The sequence below is a fragment of the Halioglobus sp. Uisw_031 genome, from assembly GCF_047729875.1.
GTDB lineage: Bacteria > Pseudomonadota > Gammaproteobacteria > Pseudomonadales > Halieaceae > Marimicrobium.
In genome coordinates this window covers 3,655,559-3,680,419 of sequence record NZ_CP159826.1, presented here as the reverse complement: position 1 = coordinate 3,680,419, position 24,861 = coordinate 3,655,559, and the positions used below count along the sequence as shown (strand labels likewise).

The following is a 24,861-nucleotide window of genomic DNA, read 5'->3' as shown; positions in this document are numbered from 1 at the left end:
TACGGGGTTTAGCTCTTTTATCAACGAATCAGCATAGACTAGATCACCTTTAGAGAAATGCTCGACGAAGCCACCCACTTCGCATTTCTTCGTTGAGAAAGAAACCTGAGAAAGACCGGTTAAATGACTTCTTCTCACGTTTGCTCCTATGGAAGTACGCAGAGGCCGCAACATCTTTGGGGTCTCGGGCTAGCAGAATAATTTCTTTGTTCTTGTATTTGGCCTTGGATGAGTCAAAGTAATCCTGGCGAGCTCAGAATGTCGCCTCACCGTGGCCCATGAGAAAACTCGGAATTGATTAATAAGAAGCTGTTGCCAGTGCTTCGAGCGTGGGTAGGAGATTATTGGTACTATTTAAATTGTACTATAGCGTCTTCCCTATTATAAATGTGAGCCAAGTCCGACCACTTTTGGGGAGCGACGTGATAATAATATCGCAATCGCAGAAAACGCACTTCCTGCGTAGTTTGTTATAGATGCTTTTCCGAAGCAGCCTCGATACGTCCAGTATAGGCGATCACATTTTCCTTAGGTAAAGAGACGCGGCCGAGGCTAACAGCTGGTCTCTCGTGTGAGCACTTGAAAGCCGACGGGGAATTTATAAAGCTCGATACTGGTCTACTTTATGTTTGCATTTTATAGTCATCGGCTTTCGCGTTGATATTACTCTGACTGTAACACTTGCTTTTGGCAGCTTATTTAAAACCCTACAAAACGCCATCTATCCGGTCGGGTAAAGTCTATAAAATGAATGCAATTGCAGAAGCTCCAGCTTTTACTCGCGAGGCCGCAAGAACCCAGCTAATAGACACCAGATCGCCCATGTCTTTCCAATCTAGGGTCGCTCGAATCTCGTATGTTCTCACCCGGAGCCCCGATGGCGACGCCGAGCCAAAGATACTGACGATTCAGCGCCGTGCTTGCTCTCGAGTTATTCAAGACTCCCAGGGTAGCATTGGCAATTCGATCAGAGGCAGTGTTAACAACCCCGTTGTGTTGTCCTCTTCTCATTAGGCGCGGCGGGCCATTTAAAGGGTTTACTCCAGATAGCGAGGCGCTGACCTGCAGTGCGCTTTTAGGGTTTTCGATGCTTGGACCAAGAGATACGATAACTCGCGATTTCATTTATGATTTGACTGCACAAGCAACTAATAAGTTGATGCGATACTAGCCCCGACATTTTCTTGTTCTATAGATAGCGCGATCGCTAAAACTTATCTGAGGACGAAAGGGGTGTGCCCGGAGATTCCGATAATAGGCCTTAATTTTCTTGTTAGCCCAGCCGGCGTAGAAGATGCGGTGACATATCTTAAATTAGGAGGCTATGCCGGTGCATCATAGCGAGGCAGGTCAAAGCTAACAGATTATGACTTTTTGCATAGGGGGCCATTAGCATGCGCAGGCATCTTTAATCGTTTTCACGCGCCAATTTTCCGCATCAAAAACCCCAGTCCTCTTCTAACGATCGATCATAAGTCAAACAGGGCACCCCGATCAAAACTGCTCAGAAGCATTGATGCTGTAGACCGCTTTGGCATGACGGGCACTAACTACAGAAATATCGCCAATATCATTAGTCCGGGGTGGGCTGTAAGGGCAACACTCGATGAGCCTAGCGCTGAGGAGTTACAGATATCAATATTGAGAAAGCACATGGAATATGATTCCTATCTAGAAATCACCACAGGCCTATTTTTGGTTTGGCCATTCAGTATTTAGACGTATAAAAATAGACGCTCTAGTCTTCTTAATGTTTATTGACCCGATGAACCAAAACCCGAAAGACCATTTTTGTTGATAATGCACATCGTCCTAACAGTAATCGTGGTAGCCAAGATCCCCTTTGCCGAAGTATTCAATATGACGGGGATCAACTAATGCAATGAGACATGCTTCTTAGTAAAGAATAACCACTTTCGTCAACGTTAAAGAGAGAGCGGCACATGCGAGACCGACTATGGGGGGAGTCCCCGACTCTGCGCCTATAGCGTAAACTCTGACGCCATTGGAGCCATTATAGGGTAAGAACATAAGACGCAAAGAGGCGAAATCTGACAGTGCAAGGGCCAAACTGTGCGGGCGTTGTATTGGGCATCACACTCGGGGGGCAACGCGCTACTATTTGAAAAATACACCTATTTGGACATCGCCCCCGCAAGCACTGTGCTAAGATATCTAGCGGGTCAGAGTTAAACGTGCAGACGTAGAATGTTTTGTAGGACATATCGGCACCTCCTTGAAAAAAATTTCTAGTTTACACTGCTGAGGCTAGATGCCAGGACTTCTAAAGTTATGGACTTTATCATTAATAAATGGGGCCCGACGCGTTTAGCATGATTGACTCAGCTTTTTCGAGATGCCAGAGTGTACACAATGATACTGAAAGGGACGGTTGACGGCTCCTTTCTGTTTTTTGGATATAAATGAATAAATTTATCTACTTGCTGTTCGCCTCTGTTTTCTTTTTAGACTATCTGTCAGTTAAGTTGGATCTTATTCACACGTCTATAGCGTGGTTGCCAGACATACTGTCTATGATTGCGGTCCTAGTTGTCCTGGTTTTATCCGCCTCCAGAGACGGTGCGATATCTAAGAAGTATGTAATTCTGTTCCTATGTTTATTAGCAGTAATGCTCGTTGGGGTGGCATCGAACTCCACTACTGCGGGTTCTTTGATCGTCGGAGTTCGTAACTACTTAAAGTTCCTGCCTTTCTTCTTCCTGCCTGCAGTTTTCACGTTTAGTGAAAAGCAGATCAGCTCACAGCTCAAATTGCTACTGGCTTTCGTGTTATTACAAGGGCCTCTTGCCTTGTATCAAAAATTTATACAATTTGGCATTACTAGTTCTGGAGACCATATCTCAGGAACACTGTCTAGTGGTGGTCAGATCCCGATTTTACTTGCTGGAGCCATGGCGGTTCTGACTGCATTTTATCTGCGGCAACGGATGACGACCGCTCGCTATGTCACTTTCTTGTTTCTCATGTCCATGCCGATCATGTTATCTGAATCAAAGGCGAGTATCGGATACATCCCCTTGGCGTTTGTTGTTCCAATATTGATTAATTTTCGAACGGGGAGCAATAGGAAAAATGGCAAACAGATTCTGGGCGTGCTCACAGTGCTGGCAGTCGTGGGGGTCGGATTTGTGGCGACATATGATTATTTTGCTCAATTCGGCAGAGAAAGTCGGCGGGGCGGGATAATCGAATTTTTTACTAGCGGCACAGCTGAGAACTATCTAAATCGCGGCGCTATTGACGCTCGCAGGGTGAATAAAACAGGCTATGTTGATCTCGTGCTTCTCCCGTTGGTTCAGCTGTCTGATGAACCGTTCAAACTATTTTTTGGCTTGGGTATAGGCAGTGTTTCTGACTCTGCTATAGAGAGCCTTGCTGCTGATAGACCCGATACTGGTGACTATACCGTTCGTATCGACTCCACTGTTTCTATGTTCCTGTGGGAGATTGGTGTACTTGGTCTTATAATATATTTTATTTTCTTTTACATGCTTTACAGCGATGCTAGAAAACTTAGTAAAGGAGAGGGTATCTCAGCCCAGCTTGCGCTGGGGTGGACGGGTGTAATTGCAGTAGCAACATTGGCGTTGTTTTTTCGCGATATGTTTCGAGATAGTGCTATCGCATATACCTTCTGGTTTTATTCTGGCATGGTCGCCGCGAACGCTCTGCGAATGAAGAAAGGCGAGCGGAAAAAAATGACCGCAAACATTAGGGCCCATATGATTTCGGGAGATACTGAGGCGACAAGGGCTGGAGCTTAAAGATAACATATCTGCCTACTGTGCAAGTAGACCAGAACTGGAAGATCTCTTCACTAGAAGAGTTTTGTCGCTATTTTTCTGATTGTCTTTAGAAATATTGACTCCGAAACGGTAGCTGTCACCTCTTGGTGACCACAAACCGCTAAGGCGGCAACCCGGCGATGAACTCCCCGCAAATGATACGTGCCATCCCCGGGAATTAGCCGGACAAAATCCCAAGAATACTTCTGTCCGTGGTCTCTTACAGACCGAAACGGCTCAAATCTATAGTTCACTTTTTTATAACCCGCAAGACGAGGTCATAATTAACATTTCCAAAATCCTTTGCCAAAGAAATTCCAGTCACCTCATGCTGCACGTCTATATCCCTATGCATTGAGCCGCCTGCCATACCCCCTCTGCTTTAGGTATAAAAATGTGCCCATGGACGAGCATTCGCTGGTAATAACAACTCTGCATATCTTTTATGGCTTCTTCTTCGCTTCCACTGTGAAAAAGAGCAAAAAAGTTATAGGGGGGGAATTGGTCGATTTTTGCTCCACCCCAGCCTTCTTTGACCTGAACGGGGTTCGCAACACAACGTATATCATCGATAGAAACTCTTTTTAACAGCCGTTGTGCTGTTCTTTCGAGAGCCCCCCTCCAGCAGCACGCCTATGGGTGAAAAAACAGCCAAGTTACAATTTTTGCGTTGCGTTAACCAGCCGACGAAATTCGCGCAGGTAGACCGCATCGGTCACTGGTGTGTGGAAATTAGCTAGCGAGAAAAGCCTTGCCCTGGCGCCCATCTCAAGCCTCATTTGCTGAGACGATAGCAAAACTCTCACATCCCTCTCAAGGTTATCCGAAGTCTTGGACAAAAATCCGATATCCTGTGTTGTGTTAATATCATCTGGATCGAAGCTTAGTGAAGCCACGGGTACAGATCTTAACCAGGCTTGAACAAAGGTATTAGGGAATCCTTCACGCGGCAGCGACGTGGTAACAAATATACTAGATCTTGCAAGCCAGACATTGACCTCCTCTAGAGATAATTGCCCAACGTACTCGAGGTTCTGAACAGGGAGGATCATTTCAAGAAATTTGTTATGAAATTTTTTGTCCCTTTCTTTCCCTGTCATAACGAACTTTGCTTCGGTATCACTCATCCGTTTGGCTAAGTCTATAAAGATTTTCGGTTGTTTCCATGCCTTAATATTTGCTACCCAAAGAACCACCGGAGGGTTAGCTTTTACGCCCTGTCGCGACGGTGCAGGATGCCCGTTGGGAATCACTAGACTCTCGAGGCCAAAATTGGCCTTCAGCATATTAGCTTGTATTTTTGTTTGGGCAATCCGAAGGTCTGTATGTGCTATGCCGTAGCGTCCCAAATATTCTAAAACTAGACCGCCCAAAAAGCTCTGATCAAACGCCACGCGATTTTTTTACAGGCATAATCTGCGCTAATATGGTGTACAAATGGTATCCCATTTTGCTTTGCGATAACTGCACCTAAAGCCGTGTAACCCTGCCGAACTCGCTGATAAATGATATCGGGTTTAATTTCGGCGACCCGCCTCTTTATAACGCCGTAATTTCTCCATGAGGCACGTTTCCCGCGATCCGGGAGGCTATGGTAAGTTGCCTGCGGATCATCAATCTGGACGCTTACCTTCTCATCACACGTAAAATGGACCTCATGACCAGCCCTGAAAAACGCGTCCTTAATAAAATTGAGTTGCACTTCTGCGCTACCACGAGCGGTAAAGATGCAGCCTCGCATTAATATGAGAATTTTCATGCTAAAGAGCGAAGATAGATAAGTGGTCGATTTTACTAGAGTGTTTCATCAAGTTTCCAAGTAACCTTTAAGGTCGAGGCTGGATTTTATTACGTCACAAACGAGCCTTAGATCGTCAGGACTCATGGCGTCAGCCTTATAATTAGTACTCTTGACGGTTGAGAAGTCGAAGGTGAACTTGGCTGGGTCACACCGCATAAACCGAGCGAGCTTTTTGGACACAGCTTTTGGGTCCTCGCAGAAACTTTCATAACTCAATTCTAAAAGTTTGCCATTAGCGGTCAGCGAATACTTCGTGTTAGCCCTATCAATTTCCTTGATACAGCTATTCCAATAACCTGCAGCCCAAATTAAAAAATCATTCCTTGTCGTTAAATTTTTGTATTTGTGCAGCTCTTTCTCTATAAGCGACGTAACGACGGAAGGGCCATATCTATACAGGTGAATAAACTTCGCTTCGGGAAAGAGGCGTAACAGATGTGGGATAAGAAAGGATATCATTGCACTCTTCAGCACAAAAACATTCCCACGCTTATTGAGGCACTGGAACCCCCTTAAAGTATTGCGTATTTTAGTTTCATGACCAGCCGGCCAGGCGCCTACTGAAAGCTCCGTGTACAAGCCAGGGTCTTCCAAAATCGGTGGCGTCTTTATCTGCGCGTCACGAAAAGGATATGTCTTCGGGTAGAACAGGTTATTCGCTTCTGTAGGGTAAATAAGGATGTCCTCGTGAGACTCAAGAACTCGACTAAATAATGTACTGCCACAGCGTCCTGTTCCGATGACAAAGATGGGGTGATCCGTCGCTGCTGCTTGCCCTTGGATTGCACGCAGGCCACCGATGGTTGCCAATCCATTCTCCCATTTACAGAGAGTTTTATTTAAAGATACGCGACTCGGAAGCATTCTGGGATTACCGGCCTGAGATTAGCATAGAGATGTCAGTTAGTCTTATTGCGTTTCACGCATCATAGCCAATAAAAACGCCAGATGAAACACAAAGAACAGTCGGCCGGATCCTCTTGCTAAAATACCCTGCATCGCCTTCCTGCCCTAGCGGGCTTCGGATTCGTACCAGAAGGATCCACAGTCGGAGTTATGAATTACCGAATCAATAATATGGTCTAGGCGCTCAACCACTCTTTCAGAGTGGAAGTACTGCTTTGCAAAGCTATAGTTGTATTCGGAGATCGACTTAAGACGGGCATTGTCACTGACCAGTGCCGAGACAGCCCCTACGATTCCTTGAGTAAGATCTCCTGTCAGTTCGGCCCCCATTAAATCACCGACAAAAAAATCGTTTATCCCCCCGACTCTGGTTGTCAGGACAGCAAGCCCACATCCCATTGCCTCCAACACAGTATTGGGCATTCCTTCAGCATGCATTGATGGAAACAAGAGTACGCTTGATGATAAAAGCGCATCTGCTTTTTCAGCACCACTTATTCTCCCTAGGTACCGTAGGCCCTCATCATCATGCTCAGCAATCATCCGTTGAATATTACTGGCCTCACTTCCATCTCCTGCAATCACAAGCTCGACATTCACATTTTTGGCGCGAAGTGCTTTATATGCGGCAATCGATTCATAAATACCTTTATCTGCCTCAATGCGTGAGAGAAAAAGCATACGTATTTTCTCATTGGGATTTTTTAAGTTATAAAGTGCGTCATACCCCTGTGGCAATATACGTTCGTCAAATATCGTTGATTCAACAAAGACGCGTGATGTGTTCAAGCGAGAGGTAATGGTATCGCTGAAGCATTTCGCTAGCACTATAAATCCGTCTGTGTTTCGCAAAGGACGGAAAAAGTAGCGAAATTTCCCAGTGAATACTACTTTGGCATAGTTGTCATCCCACCCTCTAAAAAACACAATGGTTTTCTTTTTTAAAAGCTTCGCAATAAGATAAAAAATGTAGTCTCGACTGAAGCCATTAAAGTTGAGAGATGGATTGATAAGTACGAGATCGAGATCACTGCGCCATAATGTCCGAATAAATGCACAGTAGTCAGAGATCAGCCTGACGAGATGGCGAGTCCTGGTGTCTTTCTGGGCATCTCCCTCTCGCTTACCGACGATGAAAAACGCGTAGTCGAATGGAAATTTGTTCTGCAGAATGCTGTAGTAATTGGCGACTCCGCCACTGTTGTGCAGGCTGGGGGTTAGGATTAAAATATTTTTTTTTGCCATTGAAGTGACCTTTTATGTTCGGCGTCCCAACCAAGCAGACAATTTTACGTATAATGGTGGCGTGCTCGCGCAGATCATTTTCTAGCGTACGGGCAGTTTAACCTATTCGATTCGAGTATGGGCGGCTGTTTTTTTGGAGGTGAATACAAATAGCAATGAGTGCTTTCAGAAAAACTAATGAAAAATTGAGATGGTTTTGGAACCGCTTACGTTGCATGTCAGTGTCAGAATTATTACATCGCATCAGAGAAAAATGCCTTATAAATCTGCAACGCCTTGGATTTTTTAGCGCTAAGCTCGCTCCTGCTCCAGATCTCTCAATTAAGGTTAGGCCCTGGCTGCAATCCAGTACGGCGTTGCCAGCGGATGGTTATTTGGAGGAAGCCACACGTGTACTTGGTGGCGAGGTGCCTATTTTTGCATTGAGACCGGCCAGTTTGGGCTCTATTCCCTTATGGAATACTGACCCTAAATCTGGTGTTCATGCCCCTCTTATGTTTGGCAGGGCGCTAGATTATCGTAACTCCGAAGTGGTCGGGGATATCAAGTATCTTTGGGAGCCTAATCGGCATCTGCAGTGGGTTGTGTTAGCACAGGCTTATGCCTTGTCGAGAGAGCGCCGGTTCCTTGATGGTTTTGCCGAGCAGCTTTCGTCTTGGCTGGAACAGTGCCCCTATCCTCTGGGCCCTAACTGGACGAGCTCTTTGGAGTTGGGCATTCGCCTCATAAACTGGTCCATCGTGTGGCAGCTGATTGGGGGTGAGCAATCCGAACTCTTTCGGGGAAGACGAGGTGAAGCATTGCGGGAGCGTTGGCTTAATTCTATTTACCAGCATTGCCACAGCATTAACTTGTATTGGTCCCGGTATTCCTCGGCGAACAATCATCTTATCGGCGAGGCGGCCGGATTGTATATTGCTTCAGTTACATGGCCTTTCTGGCAGGCGTGGGGGCAGTGGCGGGAGGTGTCTTATCGTATTTTGCTGGAAGAGGCACTGACACAGAATACCGAGGACGGGGTGAATCGGGAGCAGGCTGTTTCCTATCAGCAATTTGTGCTCGACTTTCTATTATTTTCTGGTTTGGCGGCGAGATCTACGAATCATGATTTTCCTGCCGCCTACTGGGAACGATTGGATCAGATGATCGGGTTTGTGGCCTCGATCATGGATGTTCAGGGTAATGTACCCATGATTGGTGATGCTGACGACGGCTACGTGACCCGACTTTGTCCTGATAAGAAATTTTGTCCTTATAAGTCCTTGTTGGCGACGGGTGGATTACTGTTCGGTCGACCTGAGTATTTGCAAAAAGCAGGCGCTGTTGATGATAAGACTCAGTGGTTGCTTGGGCTTGACTACTCTCGCGAAGGTGGCGCAAGCGTGACAAAAGTCAGTTTGAATAGGAGCTACCCTACTGGCGGATACTATATTGTTGGGGGTGACTTTGACACCGAACTGGAAGTGAAATGTATTGTCGATGTAGGCCCATTGGGCTACCTCGGCATCGCGGCACACGGCCATGCAGATGCGTTGTCTATGGTGCTGTCTGTAGCCGGCTACGAGATACTGGTGGACCCTGGCACATACGCTTACCACACACAAAAAGTATGGAGGGACTATTTCAGAGGAACGTTGGCGCATAATACCGTGCGTATAGATTCTGCGGACCAATCCGAATCTGGCGGCAACTTTATGTGGATTCATAAAGCTGAAGCGGTGTGCGAGATATGGGAGAGCAGCAGGAAAAAGCAGCGCTTGCTGGCTAGCCACAACGGATACCATCGGCTGTCCGATCCTGTTACCCACCGGCGAGAGATAGAATACAACGCGGATCTGCGCCGCTTCCGTGTAACTGACTATATCGAATGTGTAGGCCAACATTTGGTAGAACGTATCTGGCACTTTGCGGAAGCCTGTGAGATAGCTGTCGAGCAAGATGCCATCTCTGTTACACGTGAAGGGCAAACTGCTGGGTTCACGTTTACTCCCCTCGCACATCGTGAAATTATTGTGAGCCGCGGCGCCGAAAACCCTGTAATTGGCTGGATATCAAAGTCCTATGATGTCAAAGCTCCGATAACTACTGTGGTGGAAAGCCTCAAGATTAGCGGGTCTACTACACTAATCGTCGACATCACTGTCTAGCGGCAACGTGATAGCAATAAAATAACACCTTACAAATTTGCGTTTATGGGATTTTACACAGTAGTATATGAGTACATTCTTTTATGTATAGTGCCCACAGTATGAACATCAGTATTTTTGGCATGGGCTATGTGGGGGCTGTCTCTGCTGCATGCCTGAGCAGCGACGGGCACACTGTGATCGGTGTCGACCCCAATCCGACAAAGGTGGACCTGATCAACCAGGGCTTGGCTCCAATTATCGAAAAGGATCTGGAAGCGCTGCTTGTAGCAGGCGTCACTAGTGGCCGATTAGAGGCGACGAGTAATGCGGAGTACGCGGTCACTAATACAACGATTTCCTTTATTTCCGTTGGTACTCCCAGTCAAGCAAATGGCAACTTGGATCTATCCTTTGTCGAGAGAGTGTGTCAAGACATTGGCTCTGTGTTGCGAAATAAGGACGATTTTCACGTCGTAGTGATACGCAGTACCATGTTGCCAGGCAGTATGCGTGACGTTGTTATCCCCACTCTCGAAAAGATTTCGGGTAAAAAGGCGGGCGTCAATTTTGGTGTTTGCAATAACCCCGAATTCTTGCGAGAAGGCACTGCGATATACGATTACTATAATCCGCCTAAAACAGTTATTGGGGAAATTGGCACAACAAGTGGAGAGTTGCTAGCAAGGCTATATAGTGACCTCAGTGCACCACTCATTCGGACCGACATCGAAACTGCGGAAATGGTGAAATACACCGATAATGTATGGCATGCGGTTAAAGTAGGTTTTGCCAATGAAATTGGCAATCTTTGCAAAGCCATCGGTATCGACGGCCACGACGTCATGGATATATTTTGTCAAGACACGAAGCTCAACCTATCACCCTACTACATGAAGCCGGGCTTCGCCTTTGGCGGTTCCTGCCTACCTAAAGACGTACGGGCACTTAATTACAAAGCGAAGTCGCTCGATCTAGAGCTCCCAATTATTGGTAGCATCCTTACTAATAACGCCAAGCAAATTGATCGCGGCGTAGCGATGATTATGGATAAGGGCAACAAAAAAGTCTCGATACTGGGCTTTAGCTTCAAGGCAGGGACCGATGACCTGCGAGAGAGTCCACTGGTTGAAGTGGTAGAGCGCCTGATCGGGAAGGGGTATGAACTGTGCCTATATGATAAAAGCGTAAACCTCGCAAGACTGACAGGCGCCAATAAAGACTATATCCTCAATGCTATCCCCCACATTTCCTCGCTGATGGTGGAAACACTCGACGAAGCAATTTCCCATGGACAGACCATTGTCATTGGTAACTGTGCGAACGAGTTTAAAAATATCATTGCCATGACCAGCGAAGAGCAGGTGATTGTTGACTTGGTCAGAATAGTCAATCATCGCAGTATTGCAGGGCGGTATGATGGCATCTGCTGGTAAGCGAATCCTTTTTATAGTTGAAAATCTTCCTTCTCCATTCGATCGCCGAGTCTGGCAGGAGGCGACAACGCTGCATCAAAATGGATACCAAGTTGCTATTATCTGCCCTACCGGCAAAGGTTATGAAGAAAAGTATGAATGCCTAGATGGGATCCATATCTACCGGCATCCGTTACCGCCGGAGGCTGAAGGTGCTCTAGGCTATGCGCTAGAATACGGTGTAGCGCTATATTGGGAGTTTTACCTGTCGTTCAAAGTGTTATTCAGCCATGGCTTTGATGCAATTCATGCTTGTAATCCACCGGACTTGATCTTTCTTGTCGGTGGATTTTTCAAATTCTTTTTTCACAAGAAATTTCTTTTCGATCACCATGACATTAACCCTGAGCTCTATGAAGCTAAGTTCGGTCGGCGCGATTTTTTTTATCGGTTAATGCTACTTTGCGAGAGACTCACGTTCAAAACAGCTGATAGATCTATCGCCACCAACGAATCTTACAAGCAGATAGCCATAGAGCGCGGTGGTATGCACCCCGACAAAGTGACAGTTGTTAGAAGCGGTCCGAAACTTAATCGATTAAAGATCATTGAACCAGTACTCGCCCTTAAAAAAGGTCGAAAACATTTAGTCGGTTATGTGGGAGTGATGGGTAAGCAAGAAGGCATCGATTACTTGTTGCGAGCTCTGCACTATATTGTAGAACAAAAAAACCGAACTGATGTGCACTTCGGGCTGGTAGGAGGCGGAACAGAGCTCACTAGCCTGCAGGCCTATGCGAAGGCGTTAGGGATAGAGGACTATGTTACGTTTACCGGACGCGTTTCAGATCAGCAGATGCTGGAAATGCTCAATACAGCAGATGTTTGTGTAAATCCTGACGTGGCCAACGAGATGAACGATAAGTCCACGATGAATAAAATCATGGAATATATGGCGTTGGCCAAGCCCATTGTGCAGTTCGATTTAAGCGAAGGGCGCTTTTCAGCTCAGGAGGCATCTCTCTATGCACGCAGGAATGATACGAAAGACTTAGCGGAGAAAATACTCTTGTTACTTGACGATCAGGTAAAGCGAAAGGCTATGGGTGATTTTGGTCGAAATCGCATTATTACTGAATTAGAATGGAAATACGAGGAGCCGAAATTGCTCGAGGCTTATCGGCTGTTGTTTTTATAGCCATTAAGAAGACTGTGGACATAGCTGAGCAGTCTAGTCGAGCCCCGCCTATATCAATTATTAATGCCAGCTAGCCAGTAATTAATCCAGCGTCAAGGTTTAAAGTTTCTTTACTAATTCAGACGCCTCATCAGAGCCCACAAATTTCGCATCGTTAGCAAGAGATTTTTCTAGTTCTATTTTGGCAGATGTATTATCCCCGAGCCTGTAATACGCCATTCCCAAATGGAATCGAAATATACTTTCGTCACCATCTGCTGCAACAGCTCGTTTTAGCACTCGCTTAGCACTAACGTAATCTTCCATGTGGTAGTACAGCCAGCCGCGAGTATCCAACAGGACAGCTATATTGGTATCTTCGAACTTACTGGTTAACTGAAACGCTCGAGCAAAGCTTTCCTCACTGGGAAAGTAATCTATTAGAAGCATGGCCAGGTTGTTAGATGCAATCACTTCATCTTCGTTGATGGCCAACACTGCGTTGTAGCCATCTACGGCGTCTTGGTGTCGCTTCAGAGCCTCGAGTAATCCAGCTTTGAGAGTCAACAGGTCGACATTCTTCGGCCACAATTGCAGGCCATCGTCATACGCTTTAAGCGCAGCGAGTAAGTCACCTTTTGCTTGAAGTGCTCTACCCAGCGCGACTTGAGCGGACCCGCGTTGAGGGTCGATTAAAAGTGCCGCTCGATAGCTCTCGATGGCGGCGTCAAAATCTCCGGAGCTCAGATAGACAGAGCCCTGTAGTTCGAGGGGATGTACTTGCTGTGGGTAAGCTTCTATATGCTTCAACAAGTACGCTTCTGCGCCACTGACCTCTCCTGTTACGAGCATTGTATTGACGAGATATGAAAGCGCTTCGACTGCACTTGGCTCAAGCTGGAGGACTTCCTCAAATGCTGTTATTGCAGCGGGATATTCCTTGCTCGCGTATAGCACACGACCCCTTAGGTAAACACCTCGTGCCAGCTGCTGGTCTTGCTTCTCTAGTTCTCTTGTGACGGTTAATGCGTCATTCCAGCGTTGCTGCAAAATATAAGATTCGATTAATAAAACATGAGCATCTGCATTTGCCGGAAATTGTTCCAGATGGCTTATCAGTATCGATTCTGCGGCAGTGTAGTTGCCCTGGTTGATCAACAGCTGAGAGATTTTTTGCACCCCAGTGCCGTCGTTAGGCGACAACTCAAGTGCACTGCGATAAGCATCAAGGGCAAGATCCATAGAATTATTTGCCGTATGTGCTTCGCCCAGCATGAGAAGTGAAGCAACCGACGTTGGATTAGATTTCAAGACAGCGCGTAGATCGGAGATGGCACCTATATTATTGTTGTCTAAGAGTCTGAAGATCGCTCTTAACTGCAACGCATGGTGATTGCCCTCTTCGATTACCAACATCTCATTTGCCATCGCCTCTGCAGTAGCTCGATCGTTGTCTAACATCCACGCGAAAGCAGCAATAGCACCGCGAGCCGATTGTGCATCAGCACCATCCACATCAAGTGCGATAATTTCTCGCAAAACGTTGTTGGACGCCGTCCGGTCCGATGTCATATATATTCGCGATAGTGCAAAACGCAGTTCATACTCTTCTGGGTAATCGATAATAAAGCCTTTAACCGTATTTTCTGCAATATCTAGTAGATTCTTCCGATTCAGCGCTTGGGCTAGCCAGATCTTGAAATCGATACTGTCACGAGGCGATATGGCGAGACTACTTAGTAGTGCATCCGCCTCGTCGTCACGATCTTTCTCGCTAAGATACGCCAACAAGCGAACGTAATACACGATGTTTTCTGGGTCGTCAGCAATAAGCTCGTTGTACAAAGCGATGGCCGCAGCAGTTTCGTCCTGTCTATTCAATAGGGCCAGTTTCACCTCTTTGGCAACACTATCGGAAGGGTTTATTTCAATGCTTGTGTCAATGTACGCAAGCGCCAGCTCAGCATCTTGATCTGTGTAAACTTTCACCATCACGGAACTGGCGCCGACGTGCCCAGGCACGCTATCTAACGCGAGCTGTGCCTCGCTGATCGCGTCTGCCTCTTCTCCTTGGCGTTGAAATACAACAGCGCGGAGTGCGCGGGCATCTGCATTGTCAGGATCTAGAGCCAGTACAGCATCCGCTTGCTCTAAGGTTTTCTCATCAGCGCTGGGCCCATAGCGGAATAGGAGACCCCCCATTTTTATGCGCGGATCTATAAAATCAGGGGCGTACTCGATCGCTAGGCTCAGATTTTTCGAAACCTCACGCCAGTTAGCATCTTGCGCATGGATAAGCGCTAACAGGTAGCGAGCTTGGGGGTTGTAGGGGTTGATCTGCAAAACATTACGTAGTTCTAGGCGAGCTTTTTTAGAATCATCGGCGTCATACTGTTCTTGCGCACGATTTAGATAGTTCGCTTGCTGCTCCTCGCTTGAAGAGCATGCCCCAAGAAGGGTTATAAGCATCAGCTGTGTCAGAACAGTAATGACGAAGGATTTATACTGCATTAATACGGCCTCTTAGTTGTGCTATTGCTGAGCAGAAAGATCAAAGATTTATCGCAAGAAGAAATAACGAAAATAACGCTGCAGTAGTAAGGCGCCTCTGGGCAACATGGCCCCTAGCGAGTACATATTCGCAGATGTAGAGTAATAAGATGGTATGAAAAATGAGGGCGCCGGAGTTCACGTTCGGGCCAAGATCCAATGACAGCGAAGGAGCGAGTAATATGACGAAAAACAGCACAAGCAAGTCTTGTGGAGTCAGCCAGAAATATTTCTTGCGAGTGGTACGGATGGATAAAGCTAACGCTATGGTCAAAGCAATAAGAAGCAGGTTAAAAATCCCAAATGTTTCGTGAGGAGGTGATGATAGCGCCATGCCATAGACGCAGAATGTCGTTGCCGCGTAGGTCGATACCCTAGCAATTAACAGCGCGAATCGGCCGCGGACAGCGAGCCTGAGACACAATATGCTAGTCGCCAGAGCTAGGGCTATGTAAATAAAGCCTTTTGGCATTTCCGTAGACATCACCGCAAACAGACATAAGAGAGCGGCTGTTACGATGCCAAAAAATTTTCCTGAATAAGGGTGCAAAAAACTTACTTGCCTGAAGATCCCGTTTCGCCGGTTAATGCCGTCAAACGTGTTCGCCCCTCTCATTCTCCAACCCTGCGCGTGTACTATGTATAACACGCCTAAAACGACCATCAGGTAACAGATGTAAAAACCGAGCACTGTGATGTCTGAACCATGTTGCAGCAAGAAAGCGCCCGAAAGTAGTATGAGCTGCAACAGGTAGATAGCCGCCACTACCCCGTTCTGTCGCAAGCCGAGTTTGCCGATTTGGTGATGGAAATGTTCTTTGTCAGGGCCGGGTAGCGGCAGCCTCTTTTTGATCCGTACACAAATAACCTGTAGGACATCCATAATCGGAATACCCAAAATAAGTAATGGCATTAAAGGGGTCAGAGTTGATGTTTCGGCTTGACTCACGGTTATGGCCAGCCATGCGACACTAAAACCTAGAAACTGGCTTCCGGCATCACCCATAAAAATGGTTGCCGGGTGTGTGTTGAAGCGTAAAAATCCGACTAGTGCCGCACAGATGGACGCGGCAATAATCGCGACCAGGAGGTTACTGCTGTCTACCGCCAGTAAGAAGATCACTACTAGCGCCATAAGTGTTGTGCCGGCGGCCAGTCCGTCCATACCATCAGAAAAATTCACGCCGTTAATAACGGCCATAACGAAGGCAAAGGTCAGTGCGTAGCTAATCCAAGTTGGAGCGTTGTCTATAAAAGGGACATTGCTGATGATCATGCCGCCGACCATGGCGAGAGTGACACCCAATGCTTGCCCGACGAGCTTTTGAATGGGCTTCAGCTCTATAACATCATCCAGCAAGCCAAACCCGATAATGACTAGGCTACTGAATAGGAAGCTAACAACGGAGTCATCCCATGGCAAGACGACAAGTATCGCGACGGCTGTTGGAATAATAATGCCTAGCCCACCACTGCGCGGCATCGGAGCTTTATGGAGTTTTCGTGCGTTCCCGGCGGGGTTGTCTACTAAACCCAGTTGGCTCGCGTATTTCATTAAAATCGGAATTAATACTAGCGATGACAATAGCGCTAGAAAAAAACCGTACAAATACAGAAGCTGCATCGTAGTTCTCAGCTCCCGCCCGGAATGAATCGGCCGAGTTCAGGATAAAACTCGCGCAGGAATACTTGTAACCGCTCGTCTGCGGCTGCCTCATCGGTATCGGGTGGTATAGGCGTAATGAGGCGTACCAATGCACCGTCACTGCGTGACATGGTGAGTCCGTCCTGAAAAAGGTACCACTTGGCTATATATTCACTTGTGAAAGTGCGACCGCGTTGTTGAAACCAGTAATAGACTAGCTGACGCTGGTTACCCAGTTGAATGATGGTTCTGTTAACGGAAGGCGCGTCCATCCCCAAGGAGTCAGACAGCTCTACCTGCTTCAGGTCTGTGATTTCCCAGCCCCCACCTGGTATGCAGCTGCGCGGCGAGTGAATGGCAGCACCAGTGCGTTGCGAGCCATAGTAGGCCACGTACAAGTTAACCGGCAACGGGTCACCAGTACGATGATAATCAGCAAGGATGTAGTCGGAGAGCAACAGCTTATTTAGGATTCGCTCTTCGATACTGCTTTCCTGGCCAACCCAATTGTCTTTAATCAACGGGAATTGCGAAAAGAGCTCGCGTTTGGGGACGATTTCTTCCGCAGTGAAAAGCGCTATGCTCGCAGGGGCGGCCAGCACGCATAAGGTCATGGTGGCCATGAGAGTGCGGTTAGTTGCCCGCCTGCCTGATGAAATTTGCTTTACCTCCGCTAGAGATGGGTAGAAAAGGTTGATTCGATGAAGGGCACTATGACCATCCGCATTACGCAGATTAAGCGCCCAAATCAATAGCGTTAGCAGGGCCAGACACGCCATAAACACAAACCAACCTTCAAATGAATGCAAAAACCCTTCTGCGGCAGCGATTCCCCAGTATTCGACCGTTATCCCGATGATACCGATGCGTAGACTATTCATCAAAACCGTAATAGGAATTGTCGCTAAAAAAATAAGCCAGCGGTGCCAGAGGCGACCTTCATATAACACCGCGATCAAAAACCCAAAGCTCATCAACGGGAACAGATAATTTAGGCCGCTGCAGGCCTCCACAACCTGGAGTTGGTAACTGCCGAGGTCTATAACGTTACCCTCTGCGAATACACTGATATCCATTAGTCGGATAACAGCAACGCCAACTTGCGTCGAGATCAATTGCAACTCGGCGGAGAGTTGCTGCAAAATGAAACTTGGTAAGGGGATCATAAATACGAGGTAGAGCAATGCCGCCCATAATCGTCTCGTACCACGCCAACCAATTACAGCTAGCGTGAGGGCAACTATCGCCAATAAAAAACTGTAGTGCACGATGATGAACAGCGCACTGAGCTCGCCCAGACACCAACCCAGTAGCGCCAGCGCCATCAAGCCGAAGGACCACCAGGTAGGCTCCCAATCCATGGACTTTATCTCGCCCACTTTTTGCCATAATAGGAACAATGCCACGATGGGGACCATATAGCCGTAGCTATATTGCTCCATCGATGACCAGCGATACTCCATCTCGACAAAGCCATCTGCGAAGATGAAAGCTAGAGACACCATCGAGACGAGCAGCATTAACAGCACTACCCGCTCTGAGCCGTCGAAGGGTGCCAATTTTGACATTGTAGGCTCCTGTTACCGCGGGACCATGCTGTGAAGATCGACATCGTTCATTTTTAGGACCGTATCTCTAACAGCTTCTCGCTCAGGATTATCGATACCGGTGCGATGTATGCCGCCAATTCGTTTGCTGCTCACGACCTCCAAGAGAATGGGTAGGTTTACCGTCGCGATGCTCTTACCGTAGGCAACCACCAGCGCTCCATCGCAGAGTGTGTTGATGATACGAGGTAACCCGCCACTAAAATAATACACGGCCAGTAAGGAGGACAAATCGAATAGGTCACGCTGTCCGCCAACGGACTCAATGCGATGACGGACATATCCCAAGGTATCAGACAGACTCAGCGGATTCAGGTTATATTCAGCGGAAACGCGTTGAGCGAGTTGAGACATCCCCGGGTCAAAAAACTTTTGCAGTAACTCGGGTTGACCGACCAGAATTATTTGTAATAACTGATTTTTGTCAGCGTTGATATTTGTCAGTAGACGCAATGATTCTAGATCTTGCGTTGACATGTTTTGCGCCTCATCGACAATCACCACGGTGCGCTTGCCGCTGGCGTATTGGTCGATTAAAAATTGCTGCACTGACTGCAATAATGCACTCTCGTCGTTGCTCTCTATGGGTATTCGAAAAGCAGTGATTATCCACTTGAGCAGCGTCCCGTAGGAACTATGTGCTGTGCCAATGAGGCCCACTGTTAGCTGATTGTAGTCTATTCTACTGAGGAGATGCCGAACAAGTGTCGTTTTCCCACTACCTACCTCCCCCGTAATAACGGTGATACCTACCTGCTCCAGTAAGCCGAATTCCAGCATACTAAACGCTGCTGTGTGGCCGGGAGATAGAAAAACAGCATCGCCATCCGGAATGAGGCTAAACGGTTTATCTTCTAGGCTAAAAAAACGAGTGTACATACACTTATATTCCGGATGGCTATCGAGCCTTGTTGAGGATAGTCCCCATCATTTTAGATGGCCCGAGCAATTGCAGAGAGCGCTCGATCTCGTCTGCACGCGTCACGCCTTGTTCCACCACAAACAAGAAGGCGTCAGCTTTAGGTACAAATACGATGGCGTCATCGTTTCGAAGTAGGGGTGGCAGGTCAAAAATGATTATGCGGTCCGGATAACGGTTGGTAATCTCATCCATGAAAACACTCATTTCGGGAGAGGAGAGAATCTCGGAGGAATGACTGCCCTGAGGTAGGCCTGGCAGCACAACCAAACGCGGAAACTCTGGGTTAACAAGGATATTCTCAAGGGGCTCGTCATGGAGAAGATGATCTACAATGCCTTTATCAATATCGATACCCAAAGCCGTGTGGACATGCGGGGTGCGTAAGTCTAAATCAACTAGCATGACGGTATTAGTAACCTCTTGCGACATACAGATCGCGAGGTTGATGGCTGTGAGTGTCTTGCCGGCATTTTCTTGGGCACTGGTTATGGCCAGGCTGTGCCAGTTGTTGCGCTTCATGCTAATCAACACCTGGCTGCGTAGCTGACGGTAGGCTTCTACACGTGGGTCGTGAATATCCCCCGCTATAATGCGGTTCATTGATAGGACATCCTCATCCAGCTGGACACGGCGGGTCGCACTATAACGGAGTTGTGAGCGCAACGGCGATGGATTTCTCCCGGCCTCAAAAGCATTTTTAGAGTCTTCCATTCTCGTTGGTTCTTCCGGCAGCGCGTCTTTTTGTGACGTTCCGAGTGCTGCTGTTTTACCAATCAAGCCTTCTCGTTCGAGGCGCGCTTTTTCGATCGCGTCTTGCAAAGATTCCATTAGTTAAACCCCAGCTTATTGAGTATCACGAAGTAGAGTATGTTGAGTGGCGTGTAAAAAAAATGTAGACAGAGCAAAAGTACGATGCCCACCACGATCGCTGATAATCGACTTAGTCGCCAACTCTTTTGTTTCTTCTTAGCATCCCATTCATTTTCAATGTAGGGGATAGTGACAAGCGGTGGCTCGCCCATCAGGCTAGCCAACTCACCTGTGCTCTGTATGCCACCATCCAGGCTTTCCCGTAAAAGAGCGAAGCCAAGTCCTGCACCTACGCCAAGTAATAGGCCCAGAAAGATAATCGCAGGACGGTTTGGGCTTACCGGCTCTGATGGCACCGCGGGGGGCTCTATAAGGATGAAGCGCTCGCCTTTACGGTTTTCCTCCAAGCTTTTGGACATCTGTGCGTCTTGCTGTTTTCTCTTGGTGTCTTGAGCCTTGTTAGTGGCGAGTGTGTATTCGCGCAACAGAGCTTCGTAATCCTTTTCTACATCGGGCGCGCGTTTTATTATCTCCTCGTAGCGGTTCGCCTTTTCCTGCAATTCGATTTTCAGTTTGCTAACGGACAGGGCCTCTGATGCTATAGCATCTAGTTGAGTGCTCAACAAGACGTAGGCCGGATTGTCAGCCTCGGGGGTATAATTTACAGCGGTAGCATTTCCGGCAGCTCTAATACTGGCTTCCAGCTGGCTGATTACCTGCTGGGTGTTCCTAATGTCCTGATGACCATCCAGATATTTGCCCTGTAATTCACTAAGGTGTCGTTTCTGCCTCTGCAGTTGCTGCCGCAAATCCTCTATGTCTGTTTCTACACCCAACTCCGCCTGTAGTGCCTGTATCTCACGGTAAAGCCGAACCACATCCGGGTGGCTATCATTGTATATCGCGGATTTGCGACGATAGTCCGACTGAGCAGCCTTTAACCTATCATCGTCACTCAGTACGATCTCTCCCGTTGGCAGCACAACTGGAGAAAAAGGACTCAACTGTGCGAGTCTTGAGGCAAGCTCAATTTCACGTTTGTATAATTCTTGTAACCGCAGATCCGCTGTAGAGAGCTGCTGTGAGGTTCTCTCAAGTAGGTTCAGGTTATATTGATACAGCTGCGGCAGGCTGCCTTCATTCAGCACTTTGAATTCAGCGAGTTGTTGACTGAAGTCTAGCACATCGCGATCTAATCGCTGGCCCTCCATTTCGAAAAAATCTGCAGTGCTGCTGGCCTGGTCGGTGCGGATATCGAGATTTTCGTTCAAGAAGAGGGTCACCAGCTTATTGGCAACCTTCTGCGCGCTTCGCGCGGATCTCGCCTTAAATGCAAGCGTGAATGCGATCGTCACCTCTGTCGGCTTGCCAGTCCTAGGGTCCATTACATCGGCGCTAACCAGTTCCATGTCCATGTCTTCACGAAACAGTAATGCCAGTTCAGTGCCGGGAAGGCGGGAGCCAGCCTCGGCGCCTGACTGTCCATACAAATCATACTCTTTGACAATTGTGCCGATGTTAGCGACAGTCAGTACTCTCTGACTAATGGTCTGCACCTGTTGTGCGGCAAAGCTGGTAACACTACTTTGCACAAAGTTATTGGCCACGGCCTGCTGTTGAATCAGAATCGTGGCCTGTGATTGGTAGGAAGGGGGTAAGCCAAAGGCCAAAATTATTGCCAATGCAAAAATAACAACCGCGGGTATACCCATCGCCCATTTGCGCCGCGTGAGCATGGCAATATAGTCATCTGTGGACTTTACATATTCTTCTTCACTATTCATTAAACGCGATTTCCATTTTTACATTGAAGTTCTCAGGAAGTAGCTGCCCGGTCAACGAGACCAAATATATTCCTTGGGATTGAAAACCAGCCTAATTTCCAGGGCGTTAGCCTGGGCCGCGCGGCCATTATCCTGATAACGATATCTATAGTTGCTAGATACGGACCAGGACGGCGCTAACCTATAACTTATGCCTAAACCGATTTGTGCAAACCTGCGGTCATTATCGATAGAGCCTTCTAAGGCTTCGGTGTTACCGCCCAGAAGGCTTGCGTTGAAGCCGCTCAGGTCTGATAATTGATAGCGATAGGTGATGTTCACTTGGTCGAATATGTTCAGGTCGCCATTGCCTGTAGGCCTGAGACTTCTCGCCAAAGTCGCCGACAACGAATATCGCTCTTGCCTGTAGTTGACGGCCCCGTTAACAACATATGCAGTAGTGTCGGAATCTGGGCGAGACATGGCCGAATTGGTAGCGAATGAGGTCGTTACATACGATATGCCGCCAGTGAGGGCCACATCCAAGTTTTCCGAAAGTACGGATTTGAAACCCGCCCGCGAGCCAATGATGTCTGATGTTGTCTGTCGGTCGGCATTGCTTTGGTAGCGCGAAACGTTGCCTCCCAGCGATAGCGAGGTTCTTTCGGTCCACTGATGGGCTGCGCCAAAACCGCTGTTAATAATTGTGCCGCCTATGTAGCGAGGACTTGCATAGTCCGTTTGTACATAGTTTAAAGCGACGTAGGCCCGACTTTTCTCTGTCAAAAAATAAGTACCGTTGCCTCCAGCAGTTGCACGTTCGACGCGCGTAGCTACGCCTCCTATACGACCGGTGTCAAGAAACTCAGTGCCTAGAGTTGAACCGCGCATATAGCCCGCCATGCCGCTCACGGAGCCGAGCTCCAGTTGATAGGCAGCATTGCTTTCGAAATTCTGGTCATTACTGTCGTATCCGCTGTCATCAAACTTGTAAGATTTCAGCTCGCTTAAAAATGAGGCAGTTACTTGGTCGCCGCGCATCTTAAAACTGATGGGAAGAGCAATTCGGACGCCGGACGTTGCCCTCTCATCCTTTGCGCTTAACCCTTCGTTGTCGTTGTAGCTCGCTCCACCAGACACATTATAATCAATAGAATACTCCTTCGCTTGGGCGCTGGCAGACGTCAAAAGCGCAACCACCATATAAGCCAAGAAAAAGCCAGCATGACAAAAAATGATGTGCGTTTGTCTGAACATTTTTTTGATGTGTGAGCCTAGCAATCAAGGAACGACCACAATATCACGGCTATGCAGCACAATATTGGTGTGCATTTCTTCACCATTTTTGACCGTTGCATATTCGAATGGGATAGAAACCTGCGTACCATCGGCTTCCCGTCGTAAAATCAGGATATCATTTTCGGCGGCGAACGTGTTGAGGCCGCCTGCCAATGCCAGAGCCTGAATGATGTCGGTGTCACTAGTGATGTTGTATTCGCCTGGACGATTCACTTTGCCCATCACGTAAATTTTATTGCCCGCAACGTTCTGCACAGAGACCACCACTTGTGGTGTATCCTTTATATATTCACTTAAGGCTTGGGCGATAGTATCGCTGACCTCTAGCGGGGTGCTGTTGGTAGTGTCGATCTCGCCGATCATTGGCAGGCTGATAAAGCCATCAGGTCGCACTAGGGCCTCACGACTCAGGAGATCCTCATTCCAAATATTGACTGCGAGAATATCGCCCGGATTGACAAAATAGGGAGCACTAAAGGCAGCAGCTGACAGTAAGACTATAAAGCTCGACAGTAATATAAGTATTTTGCGCATAATGCAGTGTGACATCAATTTCTCCCGACACGCTATTGTCAGTCTAGTATAGATTAGTTGTTAAATTGAGTACTTTGACAACGCTTTTTTATTTTGAGCATATGGCATAGTACGGGTCTATTTTTGCAAAGTGGGTAATTGAATTTCAGTTTGCGTATTGATTCGTCTACGTTATGAACTTAAGCTACGCTATTTCCACATGTATATCAATAGCTTGGGTGGCACCTCTGAGGCTGTTCATGTGCTTAGAGCTCACGCTAGTCTCACATGTTTGTGTATGCGGGGCTCGTTAGCTGAATTATTGGAAATATTGGATGGCAAAAACAATCGCTCCGATGGCCGTCACAGAGAATGGTTCTTTTTGATTCTGGTGTCACGGAGTATCATGGGATCGACCACTGTTGGAAAACGACGCCACTAACAGCCCTTTAATTTGGAATTAATCGAATGTTGACTGTTCTATCTCCGGCCAAAACGCTGGACTTTGATATACCCGCAGGCACTCTTAGCGCGACTCAGCCTGAGTTCCTGGCGCGATCTGCTGGGCTTGTAGAAGATGCGCGCGCGCTCAGCCAAGAAGATATCCAGGCTTTGATGGGTGTGAGTGAGAACATTGCACAGTTAAATCATCGGCGCTTCATGGATTGGGGTGAGCCCTTTGAATTGGATAATGCTAAGCAGGCAATACTGGCGTTCAAGGGTGGTGTCTATACGGGCCTAGAGGCCTCGACCCTGACAGAGGCACAGCTCAGTTTCGCCCAGAGTCACCTGCGTATTCTCTCTGGCCTCTACGGACTGTTGCGTCCGCTCGACTTAATGCAGCCCTATCGGCTTGAAATGGGGCTTAAGTTTGTTAATCGCGGGGGCAAAAACCTCTATCAATTCTGGGGTGATTCCATCACAAAGTCTATTAATAAGCAGCTGAATAACTCGCGCAGCAAGGTGCTGGTCAATCTTGCATCCAACGAATATTTCAAGTCAGTACAGCCAAAGGCGCTGGATGCCGATGTTGTCACGCCTGTCTTCAAAGACCTCAAGGGCGACCAATACAAGGTGATCAGCTTTTTTGCCAAGAAAGCACGCGGACAAATGACCCGGTTTATTATCGATAACGCATTGAATGAGCCCGAGGCTATAAAAGAGTTTAAAACCGACGGTTATCGCTATAACAAAGCCGAATCTAGCGCGCGTGAATGGGTGTTTACCCGCGAGAATCGTCCAATCTGATTGCTGTCCGAACAGTTAGTAGCGGGGA

At 47.5% G+C, this 24,861-nt stretch carries 17 protein-coding genes and 1 pseudogene; 5 read left to right on the top strand and 13 right to left on the bottom strand.

All coding sequences use genetic code 11. The features are described from left to right. Positions 1-49 precede the first annotated feature (49 nt). Positions 50-208: pseudogene (locus ABXT62_RS16625) on the bottom strand (hypothetical protein); the annotation flags it as partial. A gap of 2,215 nt (positions 209-2,423) precedes the next feature. Between ABXT62_RS16625 and ABXT62_RS16620 the strand changes: the two are divergent. Next, positions 2,424-3,785, top strand: a complete 1,362-nt coding sequence (locus ABXT62_RS16620; RefSeq protein ID WP_415356460.1) for a hypothetical protein — start codon at positions 2,424-2,426, stop codon at positions 3,783-3,785. A 677-nt stretch (positions 3,786-4,462) separates the two neighbouring features. On the opposite strand, the gene ABXT62_RS16615 is transcribed toward ABXT62_RS16620, so the two are convergent. The 4 genes from ABXT62_RS16615 to ABXT62_RS16600 form a co-directional block, all read right to left on the bottom strand. Further along, positions 4,463-5,200 (bottom strand): glycosyltransferase, encoded by a 738-nt coding sequence (locus ABXT62_RS16615; protein ID WP_415356459.1) that lies wholly within the window; start codon positions 5,198-5,200, stop codon positions 4,463-4,465. After that, positions 5,167-5,547, bottom strand: coding sequence for a glycosyltransferase (locus ABXT62_RS16610; protein ID WP_415358236.1), 381 nt, complete (start codon positions 5,545-5,547; stop codon positions 5,167-5,169). The genes ABXT62_RS16615 and ABXT62_RS16610 overlap by 34 nt, the downstream gene beginning before the upstream one ends. 66 nt (positions 5,548-5,613) lie before the next feature. Beyond that, complete coding sequence (locus ABXT62_RS16605) at positions 5,614-6,417, bottom strand: sulfotransferase family protein (RefSeq protein ID WP_415356457.1); 804 nt, start codon at positions 6,415-6,417, stop codon at positions 5,614-5,616. A gap of 201 nt (positions 6,418-6,618) precedes the next feature. After that, a complete protein-coding gene (locus ABXT62_RS16600; RefSeq protein ID WP_415356455.1) occupies positions 6,619-7,758 on the bottom strand; it encodes a glycosyltransferase family 4 protein in 1,140 nt (379 codons plus the stop codon). Positions 7,759-7,973: 215 nt separating this feature from the next. Between ABXT62_RS16600 and ABXT62_RS16595 the strand changes: the two genes are divergently transcribed. The 3 genes from ABXT62_RS16595 to ABXT62_RS16585 all read left to right on the top strand — a co-directional run bounded on the left by ABXT62_RS16595 (position 7,974) and on the right by ABXT62_RS16585 (position 12,497). Further along, the gene (locus tag ABXT62_RS16595) at positions 7,974-9,905 is read left to right on the top strand and encodes an alginate lyase family protein (RefSeq protein ID WP_415356453.1); all 1,932 of its coding nucleotides are present in this window, start codon (positions 7,974-7,976) and stop codon (positions 9,903-9,905) included. A 101-nt stretch (positions 9,906-10,006) separates the two neighbouring features. Then, positions 10,007-11,320 (top strand): nucleotide sugar dehydrogenase, encoded by a 1,314-nt coding sequence (locus ABXT62_RS16590; protein ID WP_415356451.1) that lies wholly within the window; start codon positions 10,007-10,009, stop codon positions 11,318-11,320. After that, positions 11,301-12,497: a glycosyltransferase family 4 protein gene (locus tag ABXT62_RS16585; RefSeq protein ID WP_415356449.1), complete on the top strand. Its 1,197-nt coding sequence runs from the start codon at positions 11,301-11,303 to the stop codon at positions 12,495-12,497. The genes ABXT62_RS16590 and ABXT62_RS16585 overlap by 20 nt, the downstream gene beginning before the upstream one ends. Positions 12,498-12,596: 99 nt before the next feature. Here ABXT62_RS16585 and ABXT62_RS16580 read toward each other — a convergent pair whose 3' ends face one another. Genes ABXT62_RS16580 through ABXT62_RS16545 form a run of 8 tightly spaced genes read right to left on the bottom strand, consistent with a single transcriptional unit; the run spans position 12,597 to position 23,621 of the window. Next, positions 12,597-14,987, bottom strand: a complete 2,391-nt coding sequence (locus ABXT62_RS16580) for a tetratricopeptide repeat protein (RefSeq protein ID WP_415356447.1) — start codon at positions 14,985-14,987, stop codon at positions 12,597-12,599. A 40-nt stretch (positions 14,988-15,027) separates the two neighbouring features. Continuing rightward, complete coding sequence (locus tag ABXT62_RS16575) at positions 15,028-16,650, bottom strand: glycosyltransferase family 4 protein (RefSeq protein WP_415356445.1); 1,623 nt, start codon at positions 16,648-16,650, stop codon at positions 15,028-15,030. A gap of 8 nt (positions 16,651-16,658) precedes the next feature. Further along, a complete protein-coding gene (gene xrtD / locus ABXT62_RS16570) occupies positions 16,659-18,239 on the bottom strand; it encodes a VPLPA-CTERM-specific exosortase XrtD (RefSeq protein WP_415356443.1) in 1,581 nt (526 codons plus the stop codon). A 12-nt stretch (positions 18,240-18,251) separates the two neighbouring features. Next, positions 18,252-19,157: an ExeA family protein gene (locus ABXT62_RS16565; protein WP_415356441.1), complete on the bottom strand. Its 906-nt coding sequence runs from the start codon at positions 19,155-19,157 to the stop codon at positions 18,252-18,254. A gap of 19 nt (positions 19,158-19,176) precedes the next feature. Beyond that, positions 19,177-20,028 carry a CpsD/CapB family tyrosine-protein kinase gene (locus ABXT62_RS16560; RefSeq protein ID WP_415356439.1) on the bottom strand — a complete coding sequence of 284 codons (852 nt, stop codon included), beginning with the start codon at positions 20,026-20,028 and terminating at the stop codon, positions 19,177-19,179. Beyond that, entirely contained in the window at positions 20,028-21,794 is a 1,767-nt protein-coding gene (locus ABXT62_RS16555) for a GumC family protein (RefSeq protein WP_415356437.1), read from the bottom strand. Before ABXT62_RS16555 ends, ABXT62_RS16560 begins: the two co-directional genes overlap by 1 nt. A gap of 51 nt (positions 21,795-21,845) precedes the next feature. Beyond that, positions 21,846-23,030, bottom strand: a complete 1,185-nt coding sequence (locus tag ABXT62_RS16550; RefSeq protein WP_415356435.1) for a hypothetical protein — start codon at positions 23,028-23,030, stop codon at positions 21,846-21,848. Positions 23,031-23,054: 24 nt separating this feature from the next. Continuing rightward, positions 23,055-23,621, bottom strand: coding sequence for a polysaccharide biosynthesis/export family protein (locus ABXT62_RS16545; RefSeq protein WP_415356433.1), 567 nt, complete (start codon positions 23,619-23,621; stop codon positions 23,055-23,057). Between the two features lie 432 nt (positions 23,622-24,053). On the opposite strand from ABXT62_RS16545, the gene yaaA reads away from it, so the two are divergent. After that, positions 24,054-24,833, top strand: coding sequence for a peroxide stress protein YaaA (gene yaaA / locus ABXT62_RS16540; RefSeq protein WP_415356431.1), 780 nt, complete (start codon positions 24,054-24,056; stop codon positions 24,831-24,833). Positions 24,834-24,861 lie beyond the last annotated feature (28 nt).